This window comes from Caldanaerobacter subterraneus (genome assembly GCF_004345675.1).
Taxonomy (GTDB): domain Bacteria; phylum Bacillota; class Thermoanaerobacteria; order Thermoanaerobacterales; family Thermoanaerobacteraceae; genus Thermoanaerobacter; species Thermoanaerobacter subterraneus.
This window is the reverse complement of sequence record NZ_SLWU01000010.1, coordinates 1-16,375: the sequence shown is the minus strand read 5'-3', so window position 1 is coordinate 16,375 and position 16,375 is coordinate 1. Positions and strand designations below refer to the sequence as shown.

The 16,375-nt window shown below is 33.3% G+C and carries 15 protein-coding genes and 2 pseudogenes; 13 read left to right on the top strand and 4 right to left on the bottom strand.

The window, feature by feature from the left end:
- Positions 1–99: 99 nt before the first annotated feature.
- Positions 100–810 carry a Yip1 family protein gene (locus EV203_RS06030; RefSeq protein ID WP_011024830.1) on the top strand — a complete coding sequence of 237 codons (711 nt, stop codon included), beginning with the start codon at positions 100–102 and terminating at the stop codon, positions 808–810.
- Positions 811–865: 55 nt separating this feature from the next.
- Here the strand turns inward: EV203_RS06030 and EV203_RS06025 are convergent, their stop codons facing one another.
- Positions 866–2,077, bottom strand: coding sequence for an NADP-dependent isocitrate dehydrogenase (locus tag EV203_RS06025; protein ID WP_132039586.1), 1,212 nt, complete (start codon positions 2,075–2,077; stop codon positions 866–868).
- 205 nt (positions 2,078–2,282) lie between these two features.
- Here EV203_RS06025 and EV203_RS06020 point away from each other — a divergent pair, with 205 nt between their 5' ends.
- Positions 2,283–3,386 (top strand): M20/M25/M40 family metallo-hydrolase, encoded by a 1,104-nt coding sequence (locus tag EV203_RS06020; RefSeq protein WP_132039584.1) that lies wholly within the window; start codon positions 2,283–2,285, stop codon positions 3,384–3,386.
- Here the strand turns inward: EV203_RS06020 and EV203_RS06015 are convergent.
- Positions 3,372–3,857 carry a GNAT family N-acetyltransferase gene (locus EV203_RS06015; RefSeq protein WP_132039582.1) on the bottom strand — a complete coding sequence of 162 codons (486 nt, stop codon included), beginning with the start codon at positions 3,855–3,857 and terminating at the stop codon, positions 3,372–3,374. The genes EV203_RS06020 and EV203_RS06015 overlap by 15 nt on opposite strands.
- Positions 3,858–4,349: 492 nt before the next feature.
- On the opposite strand from EV203_RS06015, the gene EV203_RS06010 reads away from it, so the two are divergent.
- From EV203_RS06010 to EV203_RS05965, 10 genes and pseudogenes are all read left to right on the top strand, one after another.
- The gene (locus tag EV203_RS06010; protein WP_207910868.1) at positions 4,350–4,931 is read left to right on the top strand and encodes a hypothetical protein; all 582 of its coding nucleotides are present in this window, start codon (positions 4,350–4,352) and stop codon (positions 4,929–4,931) included.
- 39 nt (positions 4,932–4,970) lie between these two features.
- Complete coding sequence (locus EV203_RS06005; RefSeq protein ID WP_022588924.1) at positions 4,971–5,393, top strand: hypothetical protein; 423 nt, start codon at positions 4,971–4,973, stop codon at positions 5,391–5,393.
- A 248-nt stretch (positions 5,394–5,641) separates the two neighbouring features.
- Positions 5,642–6,004 (top strand): annotated as a pseudogene (locus EV203_RS06000) (LuxR family transcriptional regulator); the annotation flags it as partial.
- A gap of 210 nt (positions 6,005–6,214) precedes the next feature.
- Complete coding sequence (locus EV203_RS05995; protein WP_009610217.1) at positions 6,215–7,408, top strand: MFS transporter; 1,194 nt, start codon at positions 6,215–6,217, stop codon at positions 7,406–7,408.
- Positions 7,409–7,561: 153 nt separating this feature from the next.
- Positions 7,562–8,578 carry an ABC transporter ATP-binding protein gene (locus EV203_RS05990; RefSeq protein ID WP_132039580.1) on the top strand — a complete coding sequence of 339 codons (1,017 nt, stop codon included), beginning with the start codon at positions 7,562–7,564 and terminating at the stop codon, positions 8,576–8,578.
- Positions 8,571–9,362, top strand: coding sequence for an ABC transporter permease (locus EV203_RS05985; RefSeq protein WP_132039578.1), 792 nt, complete (start codon positions 8,571–8,573; stop codon positions 9,360–9,362). The genes EV203_RS05990 and EV203_RS05985 overlap by 8 nt, the downstream gene beginning before the upstream one ends.
- A gap of 4 nt (positions 9,363–9,366) precedes the next feature.
- Positions 9,367–10,140 (top strand): ABC transporter permease, encoded by a 774-nt coding sequence (locus tag EV203_RS05980; RefSeq protein ID WP_009610187.1) that lies wholly within the window; start codon positions 9,367–9,369, stop codon positions 10,138–10,140.
- A 20-nt stretch (positions 10,141–10,160) separates the two neighbouring features.
- Entirely contained in the window at positions 10,161–11,360 is a 1,200-nt protein-coding gene (locus tag EV203_RS05975; RefSeq protein ID WP_132039576.1) for an MFS transporter, read from the top strand.
- A 141-nt stretch (positions 11,361–11,501) separates the two neighbouring features.
- On the top strand, positions 11,502–12,230 hold the full coding sequence (locus EV203_RS05970; RefSeq protein WP_009610225.1) for an ABC transporter ATP-binding protein: 729 nt from the start codon (positions 11,502–11,504) through the stop codon (positions 12,228–12,230).
- 2 nt (positions 12,231–12,232) lie between these two features.
- Positions 12,233–13,012, top strand: a complete 780-nt coding sequence (locus EV203_RS05965) for an ABC transporter permease (protein ID WP_009610228.1) — start codon at positions 12,233–12,235, stop codon at positions 13,010–13,012.
- A 45-nt stretch (positions 13,013–13,057) separates the two neighbouring features.
- Here the strand turns inward: EV203_RS05965 and EV203_RS05960 are convergent, their stop codons facing one another.
- Complete coding sequence (locus tag EV203_RS05960; RefSeq protein WP_132039574.1) at positions 13,058–13,741, bottom strand: rhomboid family intramembrane serine protease; 684 nt, start codon at positions 13,739–13,741, stop codon at positions 13,058–13,060.
- 306 nt (positions 13,742–14,047) lie between these two features.
- On the opposite strand from EV203_RS05960, the gene EV203_RS05955 reads away from it, so the two are divergent.
- Entirely contained in the window at positions 14,048–14,830 is a 783-nt protein-coding gene (locus EV203_RS05955) for a LuxR family transcriptional regulator (protein ID WP_132039572.1), read from the top strand.
- Between the two features lie 952 nt (positions 14,831–15,782).
- Here the strand turns inward: EV203_RS05955 and EV203_RS05950 are convergent.
- Positions 15,783–16,375 (bottom strand): annotated as a pseudogene (locus EV203_RS05950) (IS6 family transposase); the annotation flags it as partial.

The window sequence follows — 16,375 nt, the reverse complement described above, 5'->3', positions numbered from 1 at the left end:
GTCTTTTATTTGATTGGCAAAAATTTTCTTGAAGGATTTTTTATAAAAATGTAGAATTTAATCTGTGGACTTAATTTTAGATTAAAGGAGGAAGCTCAGTTGGCTTTTTTTAAAATTGAGACAGAGGAAGACATAAAAAACTTGAATTTTTTCGAGAGAATTTACGGGATTTTATTTAAGCCTTCGGTGACAATAAAAAATTTAATGTATCAGCCTAAATTAGTTTATCCTGCCGTAGTAAAAATTGGAGGAATAGTATTTCTTTATCTTTTGCGTTATCCCGTTTATGTAAAACATATAAGGGAACTTTTGAAAATGAGATTATCCCAGCCAGATGCTGGTTTTACTCCTCAGGAAATAGAATTGGCGATGAAATTGGCTCCAAAATCTGTAATCACTTCCACTCTGATAAATAACCTGCTTTCATGGCTTTTTGTTGTCCTTGCAGTATATGCTATTATAAAATGGGTATTTAGAGGAAGGGCTGATGTGTCGGAATTATTTTCAATTACAGGTTATGCCTATACGCCGGTCTTAATATATTTTCTGATATGCTTCATTGCTTCCTTTTTTACAGGGGAGCTCTTGGTTGATATGTCTCCAGCGCTTTTATTTCCTTCCTTAAAAGGGACTACAACCTATGGCTTTTTAAGAAGTATTGACCCATTTATGATATGGCAGTTTGTGATTGTGTGGATAGGAATAAAAATGTCCAGCAGAATGAACAATAGCGATGTCACATGGGTTACGGTTTTCGCTTTTCTTGTGACAGTGTTTGTGAATATTGATTACTATAAACTGCTGGACTAAAAATCAAACAAAGGGGACGGTTCCTTTTATCTGAGGACCGTCCCTTTTCATGTATTTACAGCATCTCTTCTAAAGTTTTTTTAATTTCAATGAGGAAAGTTTCCGTGTTTACAACAGTTTTATTTGGCAATTCAGATAGCATAGCTAAGTCTTTTGTCATTATCCCTTTTTCAACCGTTTTAAGTGAGGCTTTTTCAAGCTTATTAGCAAAATTGACAAGGTCTTTTATTCCGTCAAGTTCTCCTCTCTTTTTCAAAGCGCCTGTCCATGCGAAAATTGTAGCAATGGGATTAGTAGAAGTTTCTTCTCCTTTAAGGTATTTATAATAATGCCTTGTAACTGTTCCATGAGCTGCTTCAAATTCGTATTTTCCATCAGGAGAGACTAATACTGATGTCATCATGGCAAGACTACCAAAGGCTGTTGCCACCATATCTGACATTACATCGCCGTCATAATTTTTGCATGCCCAAATCATTCCACCTTCAGACCTCAGTACACGGGCTACTGCATCGTCAATAAGAGTGTAGAAATATTCAATTCCTGCTTCCTCAAATTTTTCTTTATATTCATTTTCATATATTTCCTGGAATATGTCTTTAAATCTGTGGTCGTATATTTTTGAAATGGTGTCTTTAGTCGCAAACCACAAATCCTGCTTCGTATCTAAAGCGTAATTAAAACATGCTCTCGCAAAACTTTTTATTGACTCATCAGTGTTGTGCATACCTAATATGACGCCAGGAGTTTCAAACTCGTGTATTGCATGCCTTATCTCTTCTCCTTTTTCAGAAGTAAAGACAAGCTCTGCCTTACCTTTTTCAGGGATTCTGTATTCTACCCCTTTATAAATATCCCCATAAGCATGCCTTGCAATTGTAATAGGTTTTTTCCATGTCCTTACAAGCGGCTTTATTCCTTCAACCAGAATAGGTGTGCGAAATACTGTCCCATCGAGTATGGATCGTATAGTAGCGTTAGGGCTTTTCCACATATTTTTCAAATTGTATTCTTTTACTCTTTCAGCATTTGGGGTGATTGTTGCGCATTTTACCCCGACTCCGTATTTTTTTATTGCGTATGCTGCATCAACTGTGACCTGGTCTTCTGTTTCATCTCTGTTTTTAATGCCCAAATCATAGTACTCTGTCTTTAAATCTACATAGGGCTTTATAAGCATTTCTTTTATTAATTTCCATATAATTCTTGTCATTTCATCTCCGTCCATTTCCACAATAGGAACCTTCATCTCAATTTTTTGTGCCATTTTCTTCTCCCCTTTGTTTAAAATGTAACAATAAAATTTTTAAAATGCTTTATTGCGATTTTTTATCACAGCTTGATTCTATTATATAGAATATAAGGGGTTTTTGCAATATTCATTGTTCAAACTTTCAGTGCTTGACCTAAACATATCAATTTGCTACCATATGGGCAGAGTGTGTTATCCCGTGTAAAAGAGGTGAGAGCTCATGATTGAGGCGAAAGAACTGCTTAAAGCCCTTATTAGAAAAGCCTCTACTGACCCTCAGCGAGGTGCACTTATTCCCATTATTTCAGCCCTTCAATCTATAGGATTGGACTGGAAATTGGAAGTGGTAGAGGAGGATATGTATAATATTCTTCTGCCTTTAAGTCCTTCTCCCAAGTTTATAGTAGAAGTCCACTACGATGTAGTCCCCCCTGTTATAGAGGGCTATCAAACAAAAGAGGGAGAAGAAAATGGGCGAATATACGGAAGAGGGGCCTCAGATGTGCTCGGAGGAGTGGCTATTTTATTAGAAGTTTTAAAAAAACTTGGAAGGGAATTTCCATGGGAGAGAGCCGGTGTTTGGATAGCATTTGTAGCTGATGAAGAAAAGGGTGGGAAAGGATCGTGCCATTTGGCCAGTTCTTTGCCATCTTCTATACAATATGCTCTAGTGCTTGAACCTACACAAAGTAAATTAGCTTTTTCTTCCTGTGGTGCGTTGGAATATGAATTGATAATAAAAGGTATTCCCAGCCATGGGAGTATTCCTGAAAGAGGGAAAAATCCTATTACATGGGCTTCAAGATTTATCATAAAAATGGAAGAAGCTCTCTCAAAACTTAATACCCTTTACAAACCAGATATCCCTGTCCAAATTACTCCCCTTTTTATATCAGGAGGAAGTGAAGAGTATTCTGTACCGCATGAGACGCGCCTCAACTTTGATATACGCATACCTCCTAAAGTGCCTATTTCTGATGTTGAAAAAGAAGTAAATTCTCTTTTAGAAAATGATAAAGATGTAGAAGTTCATTGCAAATTGGTTGAAGAATGGGCTCCTTCGTGGGAGACGGATGAGGACACAGATTTTGGCCAATTCTTGCAAAAACTTTATAGAGAAGTTTACAATGAAGAACCAAAATTTAAAATAATGGAGAGCTGGACTGACGCCCACAATTTCTGGGCAAAAGGTATAAAACCTGTGATATGGGGGCCAGGAGATTTAGCTTTGGCTCATACTCCTTTTGAATATATAGATATTCAAGAACTGGAAAAAGGAAAAGAACTTCTTGAAAAATTTTTCTACCGATTACTTGAGTTTTAAATACATTCTAAGCCACTTACCCGCCTGAGGACCTGGTGTAAAGCCATGCTTCTTGTAGAAATCTTGAGCTTTAGAGTTTTCTATTCCCACCCAAAGCCCTATTGTGTGATGGCCTTTTTCCTGTAGGAACTCTATTCCCTTTTTTAGGAGTAGAGTTCCTATTCCTTTTTTCTGGGAGGAGGGGCTTACCACTATTTCATGAATTTCTCCTACTTTTTCCCCCAACCAGTGGTCTTCCCATGAAGGGTCAGTAGATATAAAACCTATAGGCATGGTATCTTCCAAGGCTACAAAGAATCCTCCCTGGCTGTGGTTAAAAAGCCACTGAAGATATTCTTTTACTTCTCTAGGATGATTATACGCATATTCTGGAAAAGAAGAATAGGCTTCAAGGTAGAGTTTGATGAGATATTTTTTGAAATTGCTTAAAGTTGATTTTTCAGTAACTGGGATAATCTCAATATTTTCCATATTTATCACTCCCGCATATCCCGCTTTCAAAGATTACTGTGTATTTTTATTATAACACGCCAGGGAAAAATCTAAATCTATAACTTTCTAATTGGAAAATATTAGACGAAAAATGCATTTTTGTTCTCCAAAATGACACTTTCGTTCCAAATTTCATAAATTTTATTAAAAAATTGTCTAATATTAAAAAGTTGTTTTAAAATTCATAAATGAGAACATGTAAAAAAATCCAAACTGCAAACCGACATTAGCTTTAAAGTTTTGCTTATTTATGTAAACATTAACTGGTAATGTAATAAAGACTATACTAAAATATAGTAGACATGCTATTTATTTTATTGTACAATGAAAATGGAAAAAGTATAGAAATTTAGGAAAAGAAGGAGGAGATGCTCTTGTTGAGATTAGAAATTTAAAAAACCAAGATATTAAGAGAAAATAGAATATAATAGAGTAAGGTGATGGTTATTGAAAAAAATAAGTATAATTTTAATGATATTTGTTTTGAGTACTTTGTTGTTTACAGCTTGTAATACGGAAAGTACTGATACAAAAACCGATGACTATATAATTAATACAGTCAAAAAAGTTGAAATCTTAGATCACAAATTTTCAAACTACTTTTTGACGTATGAGGAATATTTAAAAGGACTGAAAGACTTATTTGTTAATGCATTTGATGAAAATAAACACTATGAGAGAAAATATGCGGAAATAGACATAAGAAATTTTACTGATGAACAGTTAAAAAATATAAGGGAGAAATACATAAAGGAGAATAAAGAAGATAAAGTTGAAGTAGAAATTTCAAAAATATACAGTGATGGAAAATACAAGTATGTGTTTACGAAAGCAAACATTATTCAGCCGTACATGCCGAAAAACAAAGAAAATATTACTGGTATAGTTATTACTAGAAAATATGCTTTTGTAAAAGAAAATAATGATTGGAAAATACAATACATTGACCAGGCTTTGTATTCAAATAATATCCCATTTGAAAAAATGGAATATAATAAATTCAACAACAAATTAGTTCAATATATAACAAAATTTGACCCATTAGAAAATTAAAAATGCGAATTATGTAATTAAGGAAGAAGTGGATTTCCTATGAAAAAGATACTTATGTTTTTTTCAGTAGCTGTTTTAATTGTTTTGTCATCTGGTATTGTATTTGCTAATGTAGGTAATGACAACATAATTCCTCTAAAAGATACAAGTAAAATTAAGAGTCAAATTGAACCTTTGTATGTAGTTTACTGTCCAGGTGGTTCACCTGATGGCAAGCATCATTTTTACCGTTCAGGCCGAAATACTTCTATAACGCTAAAGGATTCTTCCAATAGGACAGTTGGTACATGGTGGGGAATACCATGCCAATGCAAATATTGCGGGAGCCAAATATCTCTTAGTCTAGATTATAGTAACTATATTAATTCCTCAGATATTTATTATGATGGTTGGTTTGGGCTTTGGGCATATATAACTTCTATACATCCTGTTAACCCTGAAGAGATGGTTTTATTTAAATAATTTAGAAATATAATCCAAATATTAATTTTGTAAAATTTATCTATAAGGACAGAAAAAAATCTGTCCATTTTTTATTAGGTGATAAGAATGGTAAATATTAGGCGAAAAATATATTTTCGCTTCCAAAAATGACACTTTCGCTCTAAAATTCACAAGTTTTATTTTAAATATTTTATAATATTTAAAAAGCCCTTTAAATTTCAGGGGAGGTATAAAAAGTGAATTTTTTATGTTCACAGTAGGAACTAATTTCTTCATATAAGCGATGTAGTAAAATAGGTATTGAGCCTTCAATAACTGTGCCATTAGTGGTACTGAATTCAGGAGATTTGCAAAAGAAAATACATAAAAATAAAGAACTCATAGAAGCTTTTCATATGAGTGTAGAAGAGGATTGGGTAAAAGGTGAATATCTATTTTTGCTTACTGACATTGAAGGAGATTTATTGGATGTAAAATGCAGCACAAAAGAGAAAAAGTGTATAAAAAATTCAGGCTTTGAACCGGGGGTATCCTTTAGAGAAGAAAGCTGTGGTACAAATGCAATTTCAATGGCAATGCGATTAAAGAGGGTAGTGTATGTAAGACCTAAGGAGCACTACTGTGACATAACTCTTCTGTTAACGGATTTATTTCAGAGCAGACAAAGGAGACGGTTCATTTTGTCTCAATTTTAAATTATTCAAAAAGGAAGAACCGTCCTCTTTGTTTGCTTCTCTGCGTACTTTTAAAGACATAAGTGTTAGAAATGGTTTAAATAGAGCTTTTGATTTTCACATTACACTTGGTAAATTTATTCCTTCAGAGGAGGATTTAAATAAATGCAAAATTTAAAAAGGAATGAACGATTTTTCTTGACAGTAACATTGTTTTCAAGTTTTTTTACATCTTTAATGGCACCATTTTGGGTAATATATTTTAATAAAATTAATTTAGATTTTTCACAAATTTCACTCCTCATAATAATAAACCACATAGCGGTCACATTATTTGAAATACCTACGGGTGCTTTTGCTGATACATATAGCCGTAAATTTTCTGTTCTTTTATCTTTATTGATTGGCAGTTTAACTTCTATTGGGATATATTTCAACACCTCTTTTACAGTTTTATTATTTTTATATTTCTTATCAGGAGTTGGAGCAACTCTTAATTCTGGAGCCTTTGAATCTTGGTTTGCTGATTCATTTCTTTTCGGTCAAAAAGAAATAGACCTGACAAAATACTGGGGACGTCTTACAAGTTTTAACTATTTAGGTAGTACGATAGGATTTTTAGGAGGCAGCGTTTTAGTACGTTATAATATCTTTAGAGAAATCTGGCTAATAGAAGGTATAGGGATTTTTTTGGTTTTTATTTACGTATTTTTAGCGGGCAAAGAAGCTAAATTACAGAAAAAAACGGACGAATACAGTTACAGAGAGTATTTTAATAAAATTGCTAAAGGAACTGTGTATCTATTTAAACACAGGATTTTGTTATCCATTACAGTCGGGTCTTTTTTCTTCTTTTTTTCGTCAGGAATCATGTCAATGTTGTGGCAGCCCTATTTCGAAAGGGCAGGCATACCTGTAGAATTGTTTGGTATTATTTTAGCATTAACGATGGTACTTAGTATTTTTGTGCCCCGTTATGCTGACAGGATAGCTGAAAGATTTAAAGGGGCAGCTCGCACACTAATGATTGTCAGTATTACATCTGCATTGTTTATATTTATGATGTATGCGATTCCCAAGTATTCGTTTATACCTTATATTATTTATACAGCAGTATATTCTGCACACACTCCGATTTTTATGTCTTATTTTAATAAGTTAATACCTTCTTCAGAGCGTGCAACGATTATTTCAATATATAGTTTGTTTATTAGTGTTTCTACAATTCTATGTACTTACTCCTTTGGAGTCTTAAGTGACAAAAAGGGTCTTTATGCTGCACTTTTCTTATCTTTAATTACAGCTTTAATTTCCAGTATACCTTTTAAAAGGGCAATAGGATTAGAAAAAGAGCTGTGACTTTGAGTACTTTAGACAATAGGGAAGAAGATTTGCAAAAGAAATTGACAGGTTACTTGATGTATTAGGTAAAGTTAAGTGGATAGATGTTGATTTATTTATAAAGAGGGAATAAGGATTTTAAACATAATTTTTGAAAGGCAGAGGAGAAAAATGAGTAGGTATGTAATTGAAGTAGCCAATCTTACAAAAATTTATAGAAGACAGGTGAAAGAGGCAGGCCTTATAGAAAGTGTAAAGAGTATATTTAAACCTTTATATGAAGAAGTTGAAGCATTAAGAGGAGTTTCTTTTAATGTAGGAGAAGGAGAAATTGTAGGATATATAGGACCAAATGGGGCAGGCAAAACTACTACTTTGAAAATTCTTGCAGGAGTCCTTTTCCCTACAGAAGGAGAAGTTCGTGTGCTTGATGAAATTCCATACAAAAGGAGTAAAAAATTTTTATCTAAAGTAAGCTTTATTATGGCATCAAGGGGATTTCTTGAAGAAGTAGCATGGGACCTACCTGTTTTGGACGGCTTTTATTTTATAAAAGAAATTTACAATCTTTCGTATAGCGAATATAAAAATAGAGTAGACAAACTTTCTGAAATGATGAAGATAGAAGATATTTTAAAAAGTCCTGTGAGAAACCTTTCCCATGGGCAGAGAAAAAAAGCGGAGATAGTTGCAAATTTGCTATGGGAGCCAAAGTTAATTTTATTAGACGAACCAACTTTAGGGCTTGACATATTTTCACAAAATGAACTTCACAATTTTTTAAAAGAGTATGTAAAGGATTATAAGGCTACTGTAATCCTCACAAGCCATAATATGAAAGATATAGAAAAATGTGCTTCAAGGGTTATAATGATTGATAAAGGTCGGAAATTATATGATGGAGATATTGAGGGGCTGAAGAAAAAAATATTTGGCAGGAAATTTATAAAAATCTGTTTTGATGAGGTATTTGATGAAAGTCTAGAAAAGAAATTCCTGAGTATAGAAGGTGTATCAGTCATATCAAAGGAAGAAAACTGCCTTACAATTAGTGCAGAAGAAAGCATTTCAAAGGATGTGGCGAAAGAAATTTTAAACAAATACAATATTTCAGATATTGAGATTATGGATCCAACATTAGAAGAAGTGGTGTATAGATTCTACAGTGAGGGGAAGGAAAATGATTAGACTGTATTTAGAAGGTGCAAAATGTGAAATAAAGAGAATGCTTCAATACAAAGCAAATTCACTATTTTACTTAACAGTTGTCCTCATTCCGCCTTTAGCCCTTTTCTTCCTCTGGAAGACAATACTTTCCCATGGAGGAAGCATTGGAGGATATAACCTTTCAGATATGGTTACATATTTTATTGTGACACAATTTTTTGTAATGAATACTCCTTATTCTGCTTGGATAGAAATAGGGGAAAGTATAAAAGATGGAAGTTTAAGCCTTTGGCTTACAAAGCCCGTGAACCATTATCTTCTTTATCTTTTTAGGCTTATTGGCTCATGGATTTTACAGTGGATCTTTGGAATCGCAGGAGTTATAGTGGTATCAATTATACTAAAAGATTATGTTGTAATTCCAAAGGAAGCCAGTACATATTTTTTAAGTATTTTATTTTGGATGGGTGGAATAGTAATAGGGTTTAGTTATGGTTATATACTTAACCTTTTGAGTTTTTGGTTTGAGAGAAGTACATACATTATATATTTTTCTGAAGGGATTGTTGCACTTTTATCTGGTATGCTGATTCCGCTGGATTTGCTGCCAGCTAAAAGCCTCTGGCTTTTTTTGCCCTTTAAGTTTTGCGGCTATGTACCAGCACAGATATTTTTAAGGAAAATATCGGGATTAGATATTGTTTTTGAGTTTGTTTCAATGGCAATTTGGATATTTGTTTTAGTATCATTAAGCCATTTAGTCTTTAAAATAGGAAGTAGGAGATTTACTGCGTCGGGAGGATAATAAAATGAGGTTTATAAAGTCCCTTTTTAAATTGAGGCTAAAAATGGATTTGGCTTTTAGGGTTGATGTATTCTTCAACTTTTTTACCCAACTGGTTTATTTAATTGGTATCCTTTTACTTTTTAGAGTGATATATTTGAATGTCAGTGAAATAGGAGGCTTTACTTTAGGGGATGTGTATGTCTTACTTGGGACCTATTTTATCCTTATTGAGGTCTATAACATGACCTTTAGAGGAGGTATATTGAGTTTGCCTGAAACTGTAAAGGGAGGGAATTTGGAGATTTACCTATTAAAGCCTGTAAATACAATTGCATTTATATTACTTAAAAGAGTGAATATTGGAAGAGTATGGAGGGCACTGCCTGGATTTATACTTTTAATTTATGGACTTAAGATGAATGACATTCATACAGGCATGAACTTAGTTTATTATATAATTTCACTTATTTTATCTTTAATCATATATACTGTTTCAAACTTTTGTATAAGCCTTCTTTCCTTTTGGTTTTACGAAGTAAACAACATGTTTTATATATATGATGATTTGATGGAATTTGCTAAATATCCTGATGTAATATATTCAGGCATCATAAGGAAGGTATTTATGACAATTATACCTGTTATAATATTTTCCTCTTTTCCTGCAAGAATATTAATTGGACTTTCAAGCTTTCAAGAAATACTTATATATCAGGCAATTTTATTACTTGTATTTTCAGGAATATCACTTATACTATGGCAAAGAGGTCTTGTAAAATATCAGGGAAGGGGATAGGGGGAGGAGGATTTAAATAAATGCAAAATTTAAAAAGGAATGAACGATTTTTCTTGACAGTAACATTGTTTTCAAGTTTTTTTACATCTTTAATGGCACCATTTTGGGTAATATATTTTAATAAAATTAATTTAGATTTTTCACAAATTTCACTCCTCATAATAATAAACCACATAGCGGTCATGTTATTCGAAATACCTACGGGTGCTCTTGCTGATACATATAGCCGTAAATTTTCTGTTCTTTTATCTTTATTGATTGGCAGTTTAACTTCTATTGGGATATATTTCAACACCTCTTTTACAGTTTTATTATTTTTATATTTCTTATCAGGAGTTGGAGCAACTCTTAACTCTGGAGCCTTTGAATCTTGGTTTGCTGATTCGTTTCTTTTGGGTCAAAAAGAAATGGACCTGACAAAATACTGGGGACGTCTTACAAGTTTTAACTATTTAGGTAGTACCATAGGATTTTTAGGAGGCAGCGTTTTAGTACGTTATAATATCTTTAGAGAAATCTGGCTAATAGAAGGTATAGGGATTTTTTTGGTTTTTATTTACGTATTTTTAGCGGGCAAAGAAGCTAAATTACAGAAAAAAACGGACGAATACAGTTACAGAGAGTATTTTAATAAAATTGCTAAAGGAACTGTGTATCTATTTAAACACAGGATTTTGTTATCCATTACAGTCGGGTCTTTTTTCTTCTTTTTTTCGTCAGGAATCATGTCAATGTTGTGGCAGCCCTATTTCGAAAGGGCAGGCATACCTGTAGAATTGTTTGGTATTATTTTAGCATTAACGATGGTACTTAGTATTTTTGTACCCCGTTATGCTGACAGGATAGGTGAAAGATTTAAAGGGGCAGCTCGCACACTAATGATTGTCAGTATTACATCTGCATTGTTTATATTTATGATGTATGCGATTCCCAAGTATTCGTTTATACCTTATATTATTTATACAGCAGTATATTCTGCACACACTCCGATTTTTATGTCTTATTTTAATAAGTTAATACCTTCTTCAGAGCGTGCAACGATTATTTCAATATATAGTTTGTTTATTAGTGTTTCTACAATTCTATGTACTTACTCCTTTGGAGTCTTAAGTGACAAAAAGGGGCTTTATGCTGCACTTTTCTTATCTTTAATTACAGCTTTAATTTCTAGTATACCTTTTAAAAGGGCAATAGGATTAGAAAAAGAGCTGTGCCTTTGAGTACTTTAGACAATAGGGGAAGAGGCAAGAAAAAATATTGCCATTACTTTACGGACAGATTTTAAATACAGTTGAAAGCACAAAAACTTTTCCCACAGAGCCTTTTCTCGTGCTTAATAATGAGAGGGAGGGATAAAAGATTTGCTTAGTGTCAAAAATTTATACAAAAAATACAATAAAAGCAAGATTATAGCTTTAAACAATGTATCTATGGATGTAAATAAAGGGGAAATAGTAGGACTTCTTGGTCCGAATGGAGCAGGTAAAACCACTTTACTTAAAATAATATGCGGTTTAACAATTCCTGATTCGGGTGAGGTTATTATATCCAATATCAAAATGGGAGATAAAACTCGATTGAAAATAATGGAGAAAATAGGTGTAGTACTCGAAGGCAACAGAAATTTATACTGGGCTATTTCGGTTCTTGATAATTATTATTATTTTGGAAGTATAAAAGGGAAAACAGGGAGAGAAATAAAGAAAAATATAGAAAAATACGCAGACATTCTAAAAACAAAAGAATTATTAACACGAAAAGTAAACACGCTTTCAATGGGTCAAAAACAAAGAGTAGCAATAACTGCTTCTTTACTTCACGAACCGGAGCTTTTAATTTTGGATGAACCTTCTAATGGATTAGATATAGAATCGCGTATTTTACTTACCAGTGCTGTTAAGACCTTGAGAGAGGAGATGAAAATAACAATATTGATTGCTTCTCATGATGTAGATTTTTTGAGAAAGACAGTTGACAGATTTATAATAATAAACAATGGGAACATCGTTGATGAATTCGCAAATATCAATATTACAGCAGAAGACATAGAAAATAAATATAAAATACATGCAAATTTAAAGGAGGCTTAAATATGTTCAAATATTTAAATATTGTAATAGCTGAAATAAGAAGAAGTTTAAAGGAAAGTTTTTCATATAAAATGGGTTTGGTCAGTGATATTGTAGTGTTAACACTTCTTTATGCTGGACTTATTTTCATGGATACGGGTAGTATGTTAGGAGAATATTATAACAATCCTGGAAATTCTAAAACGCTCCTTCTTTTGGGGTATATTTTTTGGAGCTATTCGATAGCAGCTATAAGTGGAGTAAGCAATGAAATTAGTATAGAAGCAGTTAAAGGTACTTTGGAACAAAAATTTATGGCAGTAATTCCTTACCCTTTTCTTATAGCAGGAAATATAATTAGCAGCCTTCTATTAAGCAGTATCGTAGCTGCTGTAATAATTGCTTTTTCAAACCTAATTATAGGAGTGAGTATTACAGTAAATGGAAAAGTTATACTATCCCTTTTAATGACCTTAGTTGGAATGTATGGCATGGGTCTTATTTTGGGAGGACTTTCCCTAATAGCAAAAAGAATTAATCAATTAACACTACTTATACAAATCCTACTTCTTTTTGTAACAGACACATTGAGTAAAACATCTCCTTCTAGCGCAATTAGTTGCATTATACCTCTTACAGTGGGAAATGATATAGCAAGAAAATCCGTAAGTAATATTGCTATTTCTTACAATGAGTGGCTGATGCTTATACTTGTAAGTATGCTGTGGTTTATAGTTGGTTCGGTAGTTTTTGGCATAAGTAGTAGATACGCCAGAAAAAATGGATTATTGGGTACATATTAGCTTCCTTGGGACTGTGGGGGAATTGCCATTGTGAGCACGAGTTAATTAATACCTATCTCTAAGGAACAACCTATTTAACAATACACCACTGATAAATCCTCCTATATGCGCCCACCAGGCTATTCCACCAACCGTTGTACCACCAATGACAGAATAGACCATGCCGGAATAGAGCTGTGTCAGGAACCATAGGAAGAGGTAGACCACGGCTGGTATCGGAAGGAAGACTGGAACCAGGAAAAAGCTTGGTACCAGCGTAATTATCCTTGCCGACGGGAATAATACGAAATATGCACCCATAATGCCTGCAATAGCTCCAGAAGCCCCTACCACCGGCACTGGTGAGATGGGATTAAAAACCAGGTGAAATACACCTGCGATTACCCCACTAAGGAGGTAGAAAATGAGGAATCTTATATGGCCCATCCTATCTTCAACATTATCTCCGAACAGCCAGAGTATCCACATGTTGCTAATTAGGTGAAATGTGTTACCGTGAAGAAACATACTGGTGATAAAAGGGTATAAGTTGCTGCCGGAAAGCGGTACACCGGATATAATCAGTTTTGTAATTTTTGCCGGTATAAGCCCGTATTTGTAAACAAACTCGGCAAAAGTGCTGTATGAAGCACTTGAAAGAGTGAAAAATATGAGCGAATTTATTATTATGAGCGAGAGCGTAATAACGGGTGGTCTTCTGCTTGGTATATTATCCCTGATTGGAAACATCTTTAACCCTCCACTTTTTTTATTCTACCTTTGCAGGAAAACCGAGTTCCGTATCAAATCAAAATTATATTAAGATTATAGCACAAGTAATTCTGAAAAAGTAATATTGTAATGATTAAGTAAATTTATTAAGTGCCAGGAAAAGAGGAGGTTATTCTCCTCATTTTTTATTTCTAATTGTAAAATATTAGGCAAAAAATGCATTTTCGTTTCCCAAAATGACACTTTCGTTCCAAATTTCACAAATTTTGCTCTAAATATTGTATAATATTAAAAAACAGTTCAATCTTTTTGGGGGTATAAAAAATGAATTTTTTATGCCCACAGGAGGAACTAATTTCTTCATATGAGCGGTGTAGGGAAATTGGTATTGACCCTTCAATAACTCTGCCATTGGTGATATTAAATCAAGAAGATTTGCAAAAGAAAATACATAAAAATAAAGAACTCATAGAAGCTTTTCATATGAGTGTAGAAGAGGATTGGGTAAAAGGTGAATATCTATTTTTGCTTACTGACATTGAAGGATATTTGTTGGATGTAAAATGCAATACAGAAGAGAAAAAGTGTATAAAAGATTCAGGCTTTGAACCGGGGGTATCCTTTAGAGAAGAAAGCTGTGGGACAAATGCGATTTCAATGGCAATACGATTAAAGAGGGTAGTGTATGTAAGACCTAAGGAGCACTACTGTGACATATTCAAAAAATGGCACTGCATTGCTTCACCTATAATGGTAGAAAATGGGGAAATAGTAGGCTATGTGGATATATCAACCATTGATAAAAAAATTGCGGATGAAGTATCAATGGTAATAAAACTGCTAGCTGAGAAAATAGCAATTGAATATGGAAAGAGAATAAAAGAAAAAGAGCTAAATGAGATAAAGATAAAATTAAATGACAGCCAGATAAAAATACTGGCATTAGAGGCAAAGGGATACAGAGAATTAGACATAGCAGAAGCTCTGGGAATAGGGGTTGTGACTGTGAAATATCACAAAAGAAAAATAGTAGAGAAACTTGGGGTAAAAAATATCAAAGAGGCAGTAATAAAGGCAATTAGGTTGGGATTGATGGATTTGGATTAAAATTTGAGACTATACTTTAGTATAATTTTTTTGCTTATTTATGTAAACCTTAACTGGAAATATAATAAAAACTATACTAAAGTATAGTAGACATGTAATTAGTTTCATTGTATAATGAAAATAAAGAATAAATAAAGAATGAATACAGAGGAAAATATATAACAATAATTTCTTAATCCATAAAGATTTTGAAATTTAGCAAAACCTAAATAAGGGAAAAGGGGGATATGAGGTTTATTAAACTCACTTATTTAATGGTTAGATAAGTAAGAAATAACAATATAAGCCATGAGATGCTCTTGTTGTGATGAGAAATTTAAAGAAAAACTAAGATATTAAGAGAAAATAAAAGATAATAGAGGGAGGGAGGTGAAGACGTGGGCAATATTAAATTGTTAAAATTAATAAAAAAACATCCTTTATTTTGTCGAATTGAAATATTAGGGGAACATGCACATGGACATTGGCACAGCACAATAATAGATAAATAATAAATTGGTAAATTAAGCAAATAATTAACATGTGTTATGCACAATGGAGTACAAGTCATCTTTTTAGTTTGTAAGAAATAATTAATAGCAAAAAGTTCCAGAACATATGTTTACAATTTTAATTTTAGCGGGGTTACTGACTATATTTTTTACCAGTAGCTACCCGCTTTTGTTTTATAAAATAATGTGTAATGTATATATTTTGAGTACTACCATAGTTATTGGGGTAGCGTCAAGTAGGAACATGAGGATTCCCTAAAAAATAGAAATTGTAGGTAGTAGTTAGCAAAGAAATTAGTGATTATTAAATCAATAACTTAAAATGACACCTAGGGAAAAACTATAAGTAAATAAAATCTAAGCTTTTATGGGCAAAGAAGGCAAACATCACCCTATGGTAAGCTAGACTATTTCAAATACAGTCTAACTTAACCACATAAAAGTTGTCAAGATTATAGAGTTTAATTAAGCTCAACAAACAATTGAATCAGTTTAGCCCAATTATCCACTTGGTGGCCATGTTTATCTTTAAGGGGTGCAAATACTTTGCCATCGGAAGCCTCATGAGGTTTCAAGTGATTGTAGTACAGCTGATATAGCAATGCATGAGCGACGGCACCTTCAAAAGAACTAAAAGACTTATGGCGCTTGTAATGAGCCTTGTAAGAGCCAAATAAGCGTTCTAAACGGTTTTTATACGGTCTGTAAGTATGACTGTCACCACCGGGTGGAGGAGAGATTCCCAACACAGGTCGATGACGGATATTGGCTCCAAAGAAAACCGAAGCGAAATGGACTGCCACATCATAAATAGGCGCTCTATCTGTGACTAAAATGAATTCTCGGTTGTTGTAACGGTCAATGACCTCTTTAAGGATTGTCAAAGCAGCGAGGAGAAAGGTGCTGTGAGATAATAAAACCTCTCAAGCCATCACAGGCAGTAAAAAGGTAATGCCACCTACCTTTGACCTTTATGTAAGTCTCATCAATAACAACAAGGCTTGACAAAGGGAGGTTGATAGACTTAACAAGCGGAGCGAGTTTAGAGGCCAAG